The 16,204-nt window shown below is 59.1% G+C and carries 16 protein-coding genes and 1 pseudogene; 15 read left to right on the top strand and 2 right to left on the bottom strand.

What is annotated here, in order from left to right:
* Window position 1: 1 nt before the first annotated feature.
* From AC3IUF_RS09765 to AC3IUF_RS09730, 8 genes are all read left to right on the top strand, one after another.
* Window positions 2-199, top strand: a complete 198-nt coding sequence (locus tag AC3IUF_RS09765) for a cbb3-type cytochrome oxidase subunit 3 (RefSeq protein WP_077572245.1) — start codon at window positions 2-4, stop codon at window positions 197-199.
* Window positions 196-1,149 carry a cytochrome-c oxidase, cbb3-type subunit III gene (gene ccoP / locus AC3IUF_RS09760; RefSeq protein ID WP_007917157.1) on the top strand — a complete coding sequence of 318 codons (954 nt, stop codon included), beginning with the start codon at window positions 196-198 and terminating at the stop codon, window positions 1,147-1,149. Before AC3IUF_RS09765 ends, ccoP (AC3IUF_RS09760) begins: the two co-directional genes overlap by 4 nt.
* Before the next feature lie 482 nt (window positions 1,150-1,631).
* Entirely contained in the window at window positions 1,632-3,074 is a 1,443-nt protein-coding gene (gene ccoN, locus AC3IUF_RS09755; protein WP_007917159.1) for a cytochrome-c oxidase, cbb3-type subunit I, read from the top strand.
* Complete coding sequence (ccoO, locus tag AC3IUF_RS09750; RefSeq protein WP_007917161.1) at window positions 3,074-3,682, top strand: cytochrome-c oxidase, cbb3-type subunit II; 609 nt, start codon at window positions 3,074-3,076, stop codon at window positions 3,680-3,682. The genes ccoN and ccoO overlap by 1 nt, the downstream gene beginning before the upstream one ends.
* Window positions 3,683-3,687: 5 nt before the next feature.
* Window positions 3,688-3,873 (top strand): CcoQ/FixQ family Cbb3-type cytochrome c oxidase assembly chaperone, encoded by a 186-nt coding sequence (locus tag AC3IUF_RS09745; protein WP_003175465.1) that lies wholly within the window; start codon window positions 3,688-3,690, stop codon window positions 3,871-3,873.
* Window positions 3,870-4,853: a cytochrome-c oxidase, cbb3-type subunit III gene (ccoP, locus tag AC3IUF_RS09740; protein WP_007917163.1), complete on the top strand. Its 984-nt coding sequence runs from the start codon at window positions 3,870-3,872 to the stop codon at window positions 4,851-4,853. Before AC3IUF_RS09745 ends, ccoP (AC3IUF_RS09740) begins: the two co-directional genes overlap by 4 nt.
* Before the next feature lie 530 nt (window positions 4,854-5,383).
* Complete coding sequence (locus AC3IUF_RS09735; RefSeq protein ID WP_042705038.1) at window positions 5,384-5,638, top strand: type II toxin-antitoxin system Phd/YefM family antitoxin; 255 nt, start codon at window positions 5,384-5,386, stop codon at window positions 5,636-5,638.
* Window positions 5,638-6,057 (top strand): type II toxin-antitoxin system VapC family toxin, encoded by a 420-nt coding sequence (locus AC3IUF_RS09730; protein ID WP_007917175.1) that lies wholly within the window; start codon window positions 5,638-5,640, stop codon window positions 6,055-6,057. The genes AC3IUF_RS09735 and AC3IUF_RS09730 overlap by 1 nt, the downstream gene beginning before the upstream one ends.
* 37 nt (window positions 6,058-6,094) lie before the next feature.
* Here AC3IUF_RS09730 and AC3IUF_RS09725 read toward each other — a convergent pair.
* Window positions 6,095-7,099 (bottom strand): annotated as a pseudogene (locus tag AC3IUF_RS09725) (metallophosphoesterase family protein).
* A 541-nt stretch (window positions 7,100-7,640) separates the two neighbouring features.
* On the opposite strand from AC3IUF_RS09725, the gene ccoG reads away from it, so the two are divergent.
* The 6 genes from ccoG (at window position 7,641) to hemN (ending at window position 14,801) form a co-directional block, all read left to right on the top strand.
* Window positions 7,641-9,056 carry a cytochrome c oxidase accessory protein CcoG gene (ccoG, locus tag AC3IUF_RS09720; RefSeq protein WP_007917180.1) on the top strand — a complete coding sequence of 472 codons (1,416 nt, stop codon included), beginning with the start codon at window positions 7,641-7,643 and terminating at the stop codon, window positions 9,054-9,056.
* A gap of 11 nt (window positions 9,057-9,067) precedes the next feature.
* On the top strand, window positions 9,068-9,607 hold the full coding sequence (locus AC3IUF_RS09715; RefSeq protein WP_489280929.1) for a FixH family protein: 540 nt from the start codon (window positions 9,068-9,070) through the stop codon (window positions 9,605-9,607).
* Between the two features lie 278 nt (window positions 9,608-9,885).
* Window positions 9,886-12,336, top strand: a complete 2,451-nt coding sequence (locus AC3IUF_RS09710) for a heavy metal translocating P-type ATPase (protein ID WP_489280928.1) — start codon at window positions 9,886-9,888, stop codon at window positions 12,334-12,336.
* Between the two features lie 24 nt (window positions 12,337-12,360).
* Window positions 12,361-12,573, top strand: a complete 213-nt coding sequence (gene ccoS, locus AC3IUF_RS09705) for a cbb3-type cytochrome oxidase assembly protein CcoS (protein WP_007918328.1) — start codon at window positions 12,361-12,363, stop codon at window positions 12,571-12,573.
* On the top strand, window positions 12,566-13,249 hold the full coding sequence (locus AC3IUF_RS09700; RefSeq protein ID WP_016984739.1) for a sulfite exporter TauE/SafE family protein: 684 nt from the start codon (window positions 12,566-12,568) through the stop codon (window positions 13,247-13,249). Before ccoS ends, AC3IUF_RS09700 begins: the two co-directional genes overlap by 8 nt.
* A 169-nt stretch (window positions 13,250-13,418) precedes the next feature.
* Entirely contained in the window at window positions 13,419-14,801 is a 1,383-nt protein-coding gene (gene hemN / locus AC3IUF_RS09695; RefSeq protein ID WP_095111802.1) for an oxygen-independent coproporphyrinogen III oxidase, read from the top strand.
* On the opposite strand, the gene AC3IUF_RS09690 is transcribed toward hemN, so the two are convergent.
* Window positions 14,798-15,280 carry a hypothetical protein gene (locus tag AC3IUF_RS09690; protein WP_447784365.1) on the bottom strand — a complete coding sequence of 161 codons (483 nt, stop codon included), beginning with the start codon at window positions 15,278-15,280 and terminating at the stop codon, window positions 14,798-14,800. The two genes, hemN and AC3IUF_RS09690, sit on opposite strands and share 4 nt — an antisense overlap.
* A gap of 154 nt (window positions 15,281-15,434) precedes the next feature.
* Here AC3IUF_RS09690 and fnr point away from each other — a divergent pair, with 154 nt between their 5' ends.
* Window positions 15,435-16,169, top strand: coding sequence for a fumarate/nitrate reduction transcriptional regulator Fnr (gene fnr, locus AC3IUF_RS09685; RefSeq protein ID WP_007918332.1), 735 nt, complete (start codon window positions 15,435-15,437; stop codon window positions 16,167-16,169).
* Window positions 16,170-16,204: the final 35 nt, after the last annotated feature.

The raw sequence follows: 16,204 nt of genomic DNA, 5'->3' as shown, positions 1-16,204 counted from the left end.
GATGATCATTGAAATGAGTGCAGGCCTGATTCGCGGCCTCGGCACGGTCGTGGTGTTCGTCGCCTTCGTCGGGTTGACGCTTTGGGTGTTCAACCGCAAGCGCACGCCGGAATTCGCCGAAGCGCGCCTGCTGCCGTTCGCCGACGAGCCGCAAGCCGAAACAACCCAAGCAAATGAGACAAGGAGTACCCGGCCATGACCACCTTCTGGAGTACGTGGATCTGCGTACTGACCATCGGCAGCCTGATCGGCCTGACGTGGCTGCTGATCGGCACCCGCCGGGGCGAGACCAAAGGCAGCGTCGACCAGACCATGGGCCACAGCTTCGACGGCATCGAGGAATACGACAACCCGCTGCCGCAGTGGTGGTTCATGCTATTCGCCGGCACGCTGGTGTTTTCCGTGGGCTATCTGATCCTCTATCCGGGTCTGGGCAACTGGAAAGGCATCCTGCCGGGTTACGAGGATGGCTGGACCGGCGTGCACGAGTGGGAAAAGGAGATGAACAAGGCTGATGCCAAGTTCGGGCCGATCTTCGCCAAGTTTGCCGCCATGCCGGTGGAAGAAGTGGCGAAGGATCCACAGGCGCTGAAAATGGGTGGCCGCTTGTTCGCCTCCAACTGCTCGGTATGCCACGGCTCCGACGCCAAAGGTGCGTTCGGTTTCCCTAACCTCGCCGACAGCAACTGGCGCTGGGGTGGCGAAGCCGAGACCATCAAGACCACCATCATGGGTGGCCGGATGGCGGCGATGCCGGCCTGGGGCGAAGTGCTCGGCGAGGCCGGGGTGAAGAACGTGGCCGCTTATGTGCGTCACGAGCTGGCCGGTCTGCCATTGCCCGCCGACAGCAAGGCCGACCTGCAAGCCGGACAGCAAGCGTTCAGCACCACTTGCGTAGCCTGTCATGGGGCAACCGGCCACGGCACTGAAGCCATGGGTGCGCCGAATCTGACGCACCCGGCCGGGTTTATCTACGGCACCAGCCTGACCCAACTCGAGCAGACCATTCGCCATGGTCGTCAGGGTCATATGCCGGCGCAGAACGAACTGCTGGGTAACGATAAAGTGCAATTGCTGGCCGCTTATGTGTACAGCCTGTCGCACGGATTGAATACAGAAAAACTGATTACTGAAGACAACAAGAAGTAATCATTGCGTACACCTCTGCCGCACCATTCTCGGTGCGGCAGCATCCAGCCCCTTTGCGACGCATTGTCGCACCCCTTCACACCCTCTCCTTTCGGTTCCTCTGATTCGGGTCTACGCTTGCTCGATGCGGACTGGCTTGTGCCGGTTCCAGGTCAACGCTGACTGCTGTGTTCCGCGAACCGGCTGACTGATGTGGCCGCAAACGCCGGTAGATACCGGCTGTCGTGCCATTCACCGTCCGTCACCCGAACCGAGCGTTTGAACACACCCCGTTACAAGCGACCTGAACCCCTCGCTTTTTTCGTCCGCTGCGACATTTTGTCCGAGGCTGATTTTGTCCTTACGCGGCGCATGGAAAGGCCGCAGAATCAGCGTTGGAAAGCATTGACCCAGGTCATGGCGCGTTGCAATGACCCCCTGCTCTCTGCATACTTGCGGCCGATTTTAATCCTAATAAAACACCCAAACCGTGGAACCTTAGAATGAGCACAGCAATCAGTCCGACTGCTTATAACTATAAGGTAGTCCGCCAGTTCGCCATCATGACGGTGGTCTGGGGGATCCTTGGCATGGGGCTCGGTGTCTTCATCGCCTCGCAACTGGTTTGGCCGGAGTTGAACTTCGGTCTGCCGTGGACGAGCTTTGGACGCCTGCGCCCGTTGCACACAAACCTGGTGATTTTCGCCTTCGGTGGTTGTGCACTGTTTGCCACTTCCTACTATGTCGTGCAGCGAACCTGCCAGACGCGACTGATTTCCGACAGCCTCGCCGCCTTCACCTTCTGGGGCTGGCAAGCGGTAATCGTCGGCGCAATCATTACCTTGCCGCTGGGTTACACCACCACCAAGGAATACGCGGAACTGGAATGGCCGATCGCCATTTTGCTGGCCATTGTCTGGGTCACCTACGGTCTGGTGTTCTTCGGCACCATCACCAAGCGCAAAACCAAGCACATCTACGTGGGTAACTGGTTCTACGGTGCGTTCATCGTGGTCACGGCGATGCTGCACATCGTCAACCACATGTCGCTGCCGGTGAACCTGTTCAAGTCCTACTCCGCCTACTCGGGCGCGACCGACGCGATGATCCAGTGGTGGTACGGCCACAACGCCGTAGGCTTCTTCCTCACCACCGGTTTCCTCGGGATGATGTACTACTTCGTACCGAAACAGGCCGAACGTCCGATCTACTCCTATCGCTTGTCGATCGTGCACTTCTGGGCACTGATCACCCTGTACATCTGGGCCGGCCCGCACCACTTGCACTACACCGCCCTGCCGGATTGGGCACAATCGCTGGGCATGGCGATGTCGATCATCCTCCTGGCGCCAAGCTGGGGCGGCATGATCAACGGCATGATGACCCTGTCGGGCGCCTGGCATAAGCTGCGCACCGACCCGATCCTGCGCTTCCTTGTGGTCTCGCTGGCGTTCTACGGCATGTCGACCTTCGAAGGTCCGATGATGGCGATCAAGACCGTCAACTCGCTCTCGCACTACACCGACTGGACCATCGGCCACGTACACGCCGGCGCTCTGGGCTGGGTGGCGATGATCTCGATCGGCGCGATCTACCACATGATCCCGCGTCTGTTCGGCCGTGCGCAGATGCACAGTGTCGGCCTGATCAACGCGCACTTCTGGCTCGCGACCATCGGCACCGTGCTGTACATCGCGTCGATGTGGGTCAACGGCATCACTCAGGGCCTGATGTGGCGTGCAATCAACGACGACGGCACCCTCACCTACTCGTTCGTTGAAGCGCTGCAAGCCAGCCACCCGGGCTACATCGTCCGTGCGCTGGGCGGTGCATTCTTCGCCAGCGGCATGTTCCTGATGGCTTACAACGTCTGGCGCACCGTGCGCGCCTCGAACCCGGCTGAAGCCGAAGCCGCTGCCCAGATCGCTGTCGTTGGAGCTCACTGATGAAGCATGAAGCTGTCGAGAAGAATATTGGCCTGCTGGCCTTCTTCATGGTCATCGCCGTCAGCGTTGGCGGCCTGACCCAAATCGTTCCGCTGTTTTTCCAGGACGTCACCAACAAGCCGGTCGAAGGCATGAAGCCGCGTTCGGCGCTGGAACTGGAAGGCCGCGACGTTTACATCGCCAACGGTTGTGTCGGCTGCCACTCGCAGATGATCCGACCGTTCCGCGCCGAAACCGAACGCTATGGCCACTACTCGGTCGCCGGTGAAAGCGTCTGGGATCACCCGTTCCTGTGGGGTTCCAAACGTACCGGTCCGGATCTGGCTCGCGTCGGTGGTCGTTACTCCGATGACTGGCAACGTGCGCACTTGTACAACCCGCGCAACGTGGTGCCTGAGTCGAAAATGCCGGCTTACCCGTTCCTCGTGGAAAACAAGCTCGACGGCAAGGAAACCGCCAAGAAAATGGAGGTTTTGCGCACCCTCGGCGTCCCTTACACCGACGAAGACATCGCCGGTGCACAGGATGCCGTGAAGGGCAAAACCGAAATGGACGCGCTGGTGGCCTATCTGCAAGGCCTGGGCACCATCATCAAAAGCAAACGGTGAATCAGATGGATATCGGGATGATTCGTGGCCTGGGCACCGTTGTTGTGATGGTGGCCTTCATCGGTCTGGCGCTGTGGGTGTTCAGCCCCAAGCGCAAGTCGGAGTTTGAAGACGCGACCTTGCTGCCTTTCGCGGATGATCCCGAAGCCATCAAGCACGTCGAGCAAGCTTCTAGGAGTAACAAAGAATGACTACATTCTGGAGTCTGTACGTCACAGTCCTCAGTCTCGGTACGATCTTCGCCCTGACCTGGCTGCTGCTGTCGACCCGCAAGGGCCAGCGCAGCGAGCAGACGGACGAGACGGTCGGGCATTCCTTCGACGGAATCGAGGAGTACGACAACCCACTGCCGAAATGGTGGTTCATGCTGTTTGTCGGCACCATCATTTTTGCCCTGGGTTACCTGGTGCTGTACCCGGGTCTGGGCAACTGGAAAGGCCTGCTGCCGGGCTATAACTACCTCGATAACGACAAGCAGACTGCGTTCGCCAACGGCCAGACCGGCTGGACCGGCGTACACGAGTGGGAAAAGGAAATGGCTCGCTCGGACGCCAAGTTCGGTCCGATCTTCGCCAAATTCGCTGCCATGCCAATCGAAGAAGTCGCCAAGGATCCACAAGCACTGAAGATGGGTGGCCGTCTGTTCGCCTCCAACTGCTCGGTGTGCCACGGTTCCGACGCCAAGGGTGCCTACGGTTTTCCTAACCTGACCGACGCCGACTGGCGCTGGGGCGGCGAGCCGGAAACCATCAAGACCACCATCATGGGCGGTCGTCACGCGGTGATGCCGGCCTGGGCGGAAGTCATTGGTGAGCAAGGCGTTGCCGACGTGGCAGCGTTTGTCGTGACCAATCTGGATGGGCGCAAACTGCCGGAAGGCACCAAGGCTGATCCGGCCAACGGCGGCAAACTGTTCGCCGCCAACTGCGTGGCCTGCCACGGTCCGGCCGGCAAAGGCACTCCCGCCATGGGCGCGCCTGACCTGACCCACCCGGGTGCGTTCATCTACGGTTCGAGCTTCGCGCAACTGCAGCAGACCATTCGTTACGGCCGTCAGGGCCAGATGCCTGCGCAGGAACAACTGCAAGGCAACGACAAGGTGCACCTGCTGGCGGCGTATGTTTACAGCCTGTCCCACGGTGAAAAAGCACCGGAAGCGAACGCCGAGTAAGGCCATCGCTTGAAACAGAAAAGGCCCCGCCAATCTTGATTGGCGGGGCCTTTTTTCATGCTGGCATTCATGACTTGAAACGTTTGCTCAATAGACCTGAGGAAAGGTGCCCTGTAGGTTTTTATCACCCCGATGAGCAGCATCGGGTCAACCTTCAAGGATGAAGCCTACATGTCAAAAAATGACGAAAACACATTGCCAAAACGTTTGCAGCCCTGCCCTGATCATCACGCAACACCGGTAAAAACGCCTGCTGCGCCCGCACGCTCAACATCGCCAGACACCATGGACCATCCAGGTAACGGGGGCGGTCTGGACGGTCTCGGCGGCGGGCGATTGCCCTGACGCGGAGCAGCAAAACACAGCGAAAATTTGCCCAATACCCAGCGCCCCTGCCTTCTGGCAGGGGCGCTTTCGCCGGTGCCGTTATGACAGTGATAAACCGATCGTCCGCAACCCGCCTTTTCGATTGCAGCGCAAACTTCAAGGTAGTAACGTTTCTACACCCGAATCACTGGAGGCCTAAAATGATGGCCATCACGACCATTTCCAGCCGCGAATTCAATCAGGACACCAGCGCTGCGAAAAAAGCCGCGCATCAGGGTCCGGTCATCATTACCGATCGTGGCAAGCCTGCCCATGTACTGCTGAGCATTGAGGAGTACCAGAAGCTGACCGGTAGCCAGGCGAGCATCGTCGATCTGCTGGTCATGCCGAATGCGTCTGACATCGAATTCGAAACCGAGCGCGCCGTCATCACTCCTCGTAGCGTGGATCTGTCCTGATGTTCCTACTCGATACCAATGTCGTTTCCGAGCTGCGAAAACCCCAAGCCGACCAGCACGTGGTGACATGGGCAAACAGCGTCGCTCCGGCCAGCCTGTATCTATCGGCAATTACCGTGCTGGAACTGGAAACCGGCATTCTGCGCATCGAACGCCGTGACCCGCCACAAGGAGCAAGGCTGCGTCACTGGCTCGAGCGTCACGTCAAACCCGCATTTTCGGGAAGAATCCTCTCGGTCGATAGCGCCGTCGCTACCCGATGCGCACAGTTGCATGTGCCTGATCGCAGCAATGAATGCGACGCCTTGATCGCCGCCACCGCGCTTGTACATGGGCTGACGTTGGTGACCCGTAATGTTGCCGATTTTCAACTCAGCGGCGTGCATCTGATCAATCCATGGACCTCTGCCAATCCCTGAATCCGAAAGCCCCGCCAGATCACTGGCGGGGCTTTGATCATGGACGGTTGGCAAAGATTGAATGCACCGCCGTGGTATCGATCAGCTTTCGATTGCGCCACTGATTGTTCCTCACCAGATAGACCTGCAACTGCTTGCGGTCCTCGGTAAAACTGGCAATCAGATAGGTTTGCTGAGACGTACTGCCGCTCAGGTACATGGGCACGCTCCCCTCCCAATAGGCATCACCGCCATCCTTATGCAAATGGCCAGCAAAGATCGCCGTCACTTGATATTTGTTGACCATGTCGTGAAAGCGTTTCTGCTGGGCCTGGGTCCCTTTGTGGTCCAGCGGCTTGTGCATATTGATGATGATCGCGTACCCCGAGGCTCGGGCCAGTCTCAGGTCCTTCTCGAGCCAGTCCAGTGCATGGTTGATTTCAAACGTCGTCGGGTTCAGTGGATGAGCGATCCGTGTGGTGTAAGTCGGCTCGTTATTGAGCTGAACCATATGAACTTCGCCGATATTTTTAGAATAGGCAAGACTGCCGGAATACGTCTTGCCGAGAAATCCACTGGTGATATTCAGATCAAAGCTGTCCACCTTGCCTTCATGATGCTCCTTGAATTCGACGATACTTCCCGCCGCACAGCTATTGCTAAAACAATCATCAACATTGTTTTCATAATCGTGATTACCCAAGCCATACAAGTACTCACCCTTAAAGTACTTGTTCAACATATCTTTCATAAAAGACCGCTACCAGCCATGACCGAAAGCGGTTATATCACCATTGATCATCAGTGGCACCTGGGCTTGCGAACCATGCTGATTTCTGAAATCAGCAATACTCGCAAGTTGACTGTCGACCAGCCACTTGGAGCGAACTTCGAATTCCGAGTCGGATTCGGGATCACGGTTATCTGTCTTGTCGGTCCAGGGATATTGAGTATCCGAGGCAAACACCATGTGTTTCGGGGTTCCAGTCACAGCCTGAGCGGAGACGAACGAAGCCCATAAACAAACCCCTAGCACTATGCTTGTAAACTTATTGAAAGCCATACTTATAATTCCATTTAAATTAATCAAATACACGCGAACACGTTTTCGCGACAACAGAACTTATTAGAAAAAACAGAAAACCTCAAAGCACCAAGCCACAACAATCAAGTAGATATGTTTCCGACACAAAAAAACTTACAACAATGCCTGATACAAAAAGCAATGTTCAACGTTGCGCCTTTAACTATTCATTCGGAATCTTGTGCAATTGATAACCTGAAGATGACATCGGCCGTGCTCGCCGCCCTCAAGTCGGTCCGGTTTTTTCACGGCTTGCAGTGGCAATCGCATCGAACCGATCCGCCCTGAACAACAATGGATTAGCCGCTGCGCCAAAACCGTCCATACTCAACAAGTCAATTGACCTGCATCAGGCTTTACTGCATTCGCTACACCATTCAGGTTTTTTACCCAACGCGACCAAAGGTCGCACCCTTGACCCAGAGCGACCGGCGTATCATTGCGCCACTGCAACACCCCTTTTTGACCTTGGTTGGCACGTATCGACCGAGGCATTTTTCCACTGCCGTGGGATGCAATGATGAGCAATCAGATTCCGGTACACGACGTCACACCACCAAGCAAAAACGCGAACAACAGCGTTGACCTTTACGCCTCCAGAGAAAAAATCTACACCCGTGCCTTCACCGGCCTGTTCCGCAACCTGCGGATGATGGGCGGTGCCGCCTTGTTCCTGCTGTATTTCGGCACGGTTTGGCTGAACTGGGGCGGCCATCAGGCCGTGTGGTGGAATCTGCCGGAGCGCAAGTTCTTCATTTTTGGCGCCACCTTCTGGCCGCAGGACTTCATCCTGCTCTCAGGCCTGTTGATCATTGCCGCGTTCGGTCTGTTCTTCATCACCGTGTATGCCGGGCGCGTCTGGTGCGGTTACACCTGTCCACAAAGCGTGTGGACGTGGATTTTCATGTGGTGCGAGAAGGTCACCGAAGGCGACCGCAACCAGCGCATCAAGCTCGACAAGGCGCCGATGAGCGCCAACAAGTTGCTGCGCAAAGCCGCGAAACACTCGATGTGGCTGCTGATCGGTTTTGTCACCGGCATGACCTTCGTCGGCTACTTCTCGCCAATCCGCGAACTGGTCTTCGAGTTCTTCACCGGCCAGGCTGATGGCTGGTCGTATTTCTGGGTCGGTTTCTTCACCCTCGCCACCTACGGCAACGCCGGCTGGTTGCGCGAGCAGGTGTGCATCTACATGTGTCCGTATGCGCGTTTCCAGAGCGTGATGTTCGACAAGGACACGCTGATTGTTTCGTACGACCCGCGTCGCGGCGAAAGCCGTGGCCCGCGCAAGAAAGGCATCGATTACAAGGCCCAAGGTCTCGGTGACTGCATCGACTGCACCATGTGTGTGCAGGTCTGCCCGACCGGTATCGACATCCGCGATGGTCTGCAAATCGAGTGCATCGGCTGCGCCGCGTGTATCGATGCCTGCGACAGCATCATGGACAAAATGGACTACCCGCGCGGGTTGATCAGCTACACCACCGAACACAACCTGTCCGGGCAGAAAACCCATAAACTGCGGCCACGCCTGATCGGCTACGCCGTGGTGCTGCTGGCGATGATCAGCCTGTTGGTCACCGCGTTCTTCATGCGTTCGCTGGTCGGTTTTGACGTCAGCAAGGACCGCGTGCTGTACCGCGAGAACGCCGAAGGCCGGATCGAAAACGTCTACAGCCTGAAGATCATGAACAAGGATCAGCGCGACCACACCTACGTGCTGGAAGCCAGCGGTTTGCCGGATCTGCGCCTGCAAGGCAAGCGCGAGATCAAGGTCGCGGCCGGCGATATCGTCAGCATGCCGGTCGAGTTGTCGAGCGCACCGGAACAACTGCCGTCAAGCACCAACGAGGTGAAATTCCTCCTCAAGGATGCCGATGACGACAGCGTCCACGTTGAAGCCAAGAGCCGATTCATCGGCCCACAAATCCGTTGAGAGAACTGAACATGCCCGCAGCAAACGCCGCAAGTCCCTGGTACAAGCACCTTTGGCCATGGATCATCATCGGGATTCTGGCCTGTTCGGTGACCCTGACCCTGTCCATGGTGACCATCGCGGTGAACAACCCGGACAACCTCGTCAACGACAACTATTACGAGGCTGGCAAAGGCATCAACCGTTCGCTGGACCGTGAACTGTTGGCGCAGACTCTGAAGATGCGTGCGGCGGCGCATCTGGATGGCGTGACCGGTGAAGTCGATTTGCGCTTGAGCGGTGACAGTCAGCCGAAAACACTGGAGTTGAACCTGATTTCGCCGACGCAGCCGGAGAAAGATCGCAAGATCGTGTTGACCCGCAGCGAAACTGAAACCGGGCGTTACATCGGTCAATTGGGTGACAAGGTCGAAGGTCGCCGGTTTGTCGAATTGCTCGGCAGTCAGGATGATCACGTGTGGCGCATGTTCGAGGAAGAGCTGGTGAGCCATGACAAGGATCTGTTGCTCGGTGATGAGCCGCTGCAAGGTGCCGAAGACTTGAAGAAGTAAACAACTTCAAAAGCCCCCTCACCCTAGCCCTCTCCCCCAGGAGAGGGAACTGATCTCGAGCGTTTGCACGTTTTGTGTATGACAGTGAAAATCCAGGCTCACACCGATCGGCTCCTTCTCCCTCCAGGAGAGGGAACTGATCTCGAGCGTTTGCACGTTTTGTGTATGACAGTGAAAATCCAGGCTCACACTGATCGGCTCCCTCTCCCTCCGGGAGAGGGCTGGGGTGAGGGCAAGCGGACAACCCTAATGCAAGGGCTTAGCCCCTCAACGATGCCATGACCACCCCACTCCCCTGCTACCACTGCGCCCTGCCCGTTCCGTCCGGCAGCCGCTTCACCGCTGTTGTACTCGGGCAATCCCGCGAATTCTGCTGCCCGGGTTGTCAGGCCGTGGCTGAAGCGATCGTCGCCGGTGGTCTGGAAAGCTATTACCAACACCGCAGCGAAGCCTCGGCCAACCCCGAAGCGCTGCCGGTGCAACTGACCGACGAACTCGCGCTGTACGACCGCGCCGATGTGCAGCAACCCTTCGTGCGCCACGAAGGCGAGCTGGCCGAAACCACCCTGTTGATGGAAGGCATCAGTTGCGCCGCCTGCGGCTGGCTGATCGAGAAACACCTGCGCACGTTGCCAGCGGTGGCCGAGGCGCGACTGAACCTGTCCAACCATCGCCTGCACGTGCGCTGGGCCGACGCGCAATTGCCGCTGAGCCAGATCCTCGCCGAACTGCGCCACATCGGTTACGCCGCCCACCCGTATCAGGCCGATCGCGCCAGCGAACAACTGGCCAGCGAAAACCGCCTCGCCCTGCGCCAGCTCGGTGTGGCCGGTTTGCTGTGGTTTCAGGCGATGATGGCAACCATGGCCACCTGGCCGGAATTCAACATCGACCTCAGCCCCGAGCTGCATACGATTCTGCGCTGGGTCGCACTGTTCCTGACCACGCCGATCGTGTTCTACAGCTGCGCGCCGTTCTTCAAAGGCGCAATGCGCGACCTGCGCACGCGCCACCTGACCATGGATGTTTCGGTGTCGCTGGCGATCGGTAGCGCCTACATTGCCGGGATCTGGACGTCGATCACCGGCGTCGGCGAGTTGTATTTCGACGCGGTCGGGATGTTTGCGCTGTTCCTGCTTGCCGGGCGCTATCTGGAACGTCGTGCCCGCGAGCGCACTGCCGCCGCGACGGCGCAGCTTGTGAATCTATTGCCGGCTTCGTGCCTGCGTCTGGATGCCGCCGGTCAGAGCGAACGTATCCTGCTCAACGAGCTACGCCTCGGCGACCGGATTCTGGTGCAGGCGGGCTCGATCCTGCCGGCGGACGGCAAGATCATCGACGGCCAGTCGAGCATCGACGAATCACTGCTGACCGGCGAATACCTGCCACAACCGCGCGTGCTCGGCGATGCAGTCACCGCTGGCACGCTCAACGTCGAGGGCGCGCTGACCGTGGAAGTGCAGGCGCTGGGCCAAGACACGCGCCTGTCGGCCATTGTCCGCCTGCTCGACCGCGCCCAGGCAGAAAAACCGCGACTGGCGGAAATCGCCGACCGCGCCGCGCAATGGTTCCTGCTGCTATCACTGATCGCCGCAGCCGCCATTGGTCTGCTCTGGTGGGAGCTGGATTCATCTCGGGCGTTCTGGATTGTCCTTGCCATGCTCGTCGCCACCTGCCCGTGCGCCCTGTCGCTAGCGACGCCGACCGCGCTCACGGCCGCCACCGGCACCTTGCACAAACTTGGGTTGCTGCTGACTCGCGGCCATGTGCTGGAAGGCCTGAATCAGATCGACACAGTAATCTTCGACAAAACCGGCACCCTCACCGAAGGGCGACTGGTGCTGCGTTCGATTCGCCCACTTGCGGCGCTCGACAGTGATCAATGTCTGAGCCTCGCCGCCGCTTTGGAAAACCGTTCGGAGCACCCGATCGCCCGCGCTTTCGGCCGTGCGCCGCTGGCCGCCGAAGACGTCCACAGCACGCCGGGGCTTGGCCTCGAAGGTCTGGTGGGTGGGCAGCGTTTGCGCATCGGCCAGGCGGAGTTTGTCTGCGCCCTCAGCGGCACTGCAACACCGTCGATGCCGAACGAGGCCGGCCAATGGCTGCTGCTTGCCGACACTCAGGGGCCACTGGCCTGGTTCGTCCTCGATGATCGCCTGCGCGACGATGCCCCTGCCCTGCTCGCCGCCTGCAAGGCACCCGGCTGGCGCACATTGCTATTGTCCGGCGACAGCTCGCCGATGGTCGCCAGCGTTGCCGCTGAACTCGGTATCGACGAAGCCCGTGGCGGCTTGCGACCGGACGACAAACTGCAAGTCCTGCAGCAACTGCACAAGGAAGGTCGCAAAGTGCTGATGCTTGGCGACGGCGTCAATGATGTGCCGGTGCTCGCGGCGGCCGACATCAGTGTCGCTATGGGTTCGGCCACCGATCTGGCGAAAACCAGTGCTGATGCGGTGCTGCTGTCCAACCGCCTCGACGCCTTGGTGCAGGCGTTCACCCTCGCGCGCCGCACCCGTCGGGTAATCATCGAGAACCTGCTGTGGGCGGCGCTGTACAATGGCCTCATGTTGCCGTTCGCCGCCCTCGGCTGGATCACGCCGGTGTGGGCCGCCGTCGGCATGTCGATCAGTTCGTTGACCGTGGTGCTCAACGCGCTGCGCCTGACTCGCTTGCCGAGTCCGCCGCCCGCCAGCACCCGATCGCACACCCGCCCGCTGCCGGCCTGAGCCGCGCGGGCGCCTGGAGTACAGATGCCAGCTCTTTACGTGATGATCCCGGCCGCGCTGCTGATCGTGGCCATCGCCGTGTACATCTTTTTCTGGGCGGTGGACAGCGGTCAGTACGACGACCTCGACGGCCCGGCGCATAGCATCCTGTTCGATGATCAGGATCCGAACCACACCGCCGCCGTGGACGAAGCCAATTCCAACAAACCCGACGACAAGGCCCCACCCCATGCTTGAACTGGCGCCCTTGCTGGTCTCGGCATTGATCCTCGGCCTGCTCGGTGGCGGTCATTGTTTGGGCATGTGCGGCGGTTTGATGGGCGCGCTGACCCTGGCGATTCCCAAGGAACAGCGCAGCCGCCGCTTTCGTTTGCTGCTGGCGTACAACCTTGGGCGAATTCTCAGTTATGCCACGGCGGGCCTGCTGATCGGCTTGGCCGGGTGGGCGGTGGCGAACAGTCCGGCGGCGCTGTTCATGCGTGTGCTGGCCGGGTTGTTGTTGATTGCCATGGGTTTGTATCTGGCCGGCTGGTGGAGCGGGCTGACGCGCATTGAAAGTTTGGGGCGCGGTCTGTGGCGCTACATTCAGCCGGTCGCCAATCGCTTGCTGCCAGTGTCGAGTCTGCCTCGCGCGCTATTGCTTGGCGCGTTGTGGGGCTGGCTGCCGTGTGGGCTGGTTTACAGCACATTGCTGTGGTCGGCGAGTCAGGGCAATGCACTGGACAGTGCGTTGCTGATGCTTGCGTTTGGTCTCGGCACCTGGCCGGTATTGCTCGCCACGGGCCTTGCGGCAGAACGCGTCACGGCCATTTTGCGCAAACGCAGCGTGCGCATGGCCGGTGGATTACTGGTGATCCTGTTCGGGATCTGGACCCTGCCTGGCCCTCATCAGCATTGGCTCATGGGCCATTAAGATTCAGAAGATCGCAGCCTTCGGCAGCTCCTACCTTTGGAATGCGTTTCCCTGGAGCTGCCGAAGGCTGCGATCTTTTGATCTTATGCTGTTGATGCAAATCAAGAGCCCCATCGCCGCCCCCCGATAGACTCGCTCACACTGCCAGCCTATCCGGGGGAATGCCCGCATGCTCGACGCCATTCGTTGGGACTCTGATCTGATCCGCCGCTACGACCTGGCGGGGCCGCGCTACACCTCGTATCCGACCGCCGTGCAATTTCACAGTCAGGTCGGCACGTTCGACTTGTTCCATGCCCTGCGCGACAGCCGCAAGGCTCTGCGCCCCTTGTCGCTGTACGTGCATGTGCCGTTTTGCGCGAACATTTGCTACTACTGCGCGTGCAACAAGGTCATCACCAAGGATCGCGGCCGCGCGCTGCCCTACCTGCAGCGGCTGGAGCAGGAAATCCAGTTGATCGCCTGCCACCTCGACCCGGCCCAGAAAGTCGAGCAATTGCACTTTGGCGGCGGCACCCCGACCTTCCTCAGCCATGACGAACTGCGCCAGTTGATGGCGCACCTGCGCAAGCACTTCAATCTGCTGGACGACGACTCCGGCGACTACGGTATCGAGATCGATCCGCGCGAAGCCGACTGGTCGACCATGGGCCTGCTGCGCGAACTCGGCTTCAACCGGGTCAGCATCGGCCTGCAGGATCTTGATCCGGCGGTGCAGCGCGCGGTCAATCGCCTGCAAAGTCTGGAGGAAACCCGCGCAGTGATCGATGCGGCGCGCACCCTGCAATTTCGCTCGATCAATATCGACTTGATTTACGGCTTGCCCAAGCAGACCCCGGAAAACTTCGCCCGCACCGTTGAAGAGGTCATCAGCCTGCAACCGGACCGACTCTCGGTGTTCAACTATGCACACCTGCCGGAGCGCTTCATGCCGCAGCGGCGGATCAATGGCAATGAGTTGCCGGCGCCGGCGCAGAAGCTGGAAATGCTCGAGCGCACCATCGAACAACTGACCGCCGCCGGCTATCGCTACATCGGCATGGATCACTTCGCGCTGCCTGACGATGAACTGGCGATTGCTCAGGAAGAGCAGACCCTGCAACGCAACTTCCAGGGATACACCACCCACGGTCATTGCGATTTGATTGGTCTGGGGGTGTCGGCCATCAGCCAGATCGGCGACCTGTACTGCCAGAACAGCAGCGACCTCAACGAGTACCAGAACACCCTCGCCGCTGCGCAACTGGCAACCAGCAGGGGCTTGGTTTGCAACGCCGATGATCGTCTGCGGCGTGCGGTGATCCAGCAACTGATCTGCAATTTCAGCCTGGAATTTGCCGAGATCGAGCAGCAGTTCAACATCGATTTTCAGGGTTACTTCGGTGCACTGTGGCCGCAGCTGCAAGGCATGGCCAGCGATGGCCTGATTGAGCTGGATCGCGAGCGGATCGCCGTGTTGCCGGCGGGTCGCCTGCTGGTGCGCTCAGTGTGCATGGTGTTCGATGCGTATCTGGAACAGCAAAACCGCCAGCGGTTTTCGCGGGTGATTTAGTTTTTCGTCAGCAACGAACCGACTTTCATATTCTGATCCGCCGTCAGGCCCGACTGCCCCACCACTTTGGACAAGGCCAGGTTGGCGGTGATCAGACCCGTATTCAACGCGGCGATGGCGCCGCGCAGAGCGGCCACCTTGATGATCTTTTCTTCGTTGGAAAGGCGCTTGTCGGCCATGACCGCTTCGATGAGCGCCTTTTTCTCGGCAATCTGCTTTTGCAATTTGCGGATCATTTTCAGCAATTGCTGGATGTTCTCCGGCAAGCCGCTGTCTTCGATGTCGCTGTTTTCGCCACCAGTACTGGCAGCCTTTTCAATCGATGCACCGGACAGCGACACTTTGACGCCCTCGACCAAGGTCGGGGTTGCCTCTTCGGACGAACCCGGGTCGCGTGCATTGCCTGACGCCGCTTTAAACGTTTCCGGCACTGCCGCAACGTCGCTGTTACCGGGGCCCAGCGTGCCAATGACGGCCATCGATTCGTTCCTTGTATGCACTTTGATACCTGTTTATCGGCTGCTGGCCCTGTGGCTTTACGCCTGTAGGGCAAAGTCGCCCCAGACTGGCCTGAATGTCCTCCCGTGAGTTACCCTTACGGCTTATGTGTGTTTTCCCACAAGGATCTAAGAAATGTCCGAGCCAGTTAAACTGCGCGCTCACAACCAGGCCCATTGCAAGGATTGCAGCCTGGCCCCTCTCTGCCTGCCACTTTCTCTGAATCTGGAAGACATGGATGCGCTGGACGAAATCGTTAAACGCGGCCGCCCGCTGAAAAAGGGCGAGTTCCTGTTCCGCCAGGGCGACACGTTCGATTCCGTTTATGCAGTACGCTCCGGCGCCCTGAAGACCTTCAGCCTGAGCGACAGCGGCGAAGAACAGCTCACCGGTTTCCACCTGCCGAGCGAACTGGTCGGCCTGTCCGGCATGGACACCGAGAAGCATCCGGTCTCCGCCCAAGCGCTGGAAACCACCTCGGTCTGCGAAATACCGTTTGAACGCCTCGACGAATTGGCCCTGCAACTGCCGCAGCTGCGCCGCCAGTTGATGCGCGTGATGAGCCGGGAAATCCGCGATGACCAGCAAATGATGTTGCTGCTGTCGAAGAAAACCGCCGACGAGCGCATCGCCACGTTCCTGGTCAACCTGTCGGCTCGCTTCCGCGCTCGCGGTTTTTCCGCCAACCAGTTCCGCCTGAGCATGTCGCGCAATGAAATCGGCAACTACCTCGGTCTGGCGGTAGAAACCGTGTCCCGCGTCTTCACCCGTTTCCAGCAGAACGAACTGATCGCCGCCGAGGGCAAAGAGATTCATATCCTCGACCCGATCCAGCTCTGCGCGCTGGCCGGTGGCTCGATCGAAGGCTGATCTCGATCCGCGGTTGAGCGAAGCGTTTCAGCCGC

Source organism: Pseudomonas sp. KH_040 (assembly GCF_057839305.1).
Note: the sequence above shows the minus strand (reverse complement) of the source record. Positions and strands in the feature narration are given on the sequence as shown.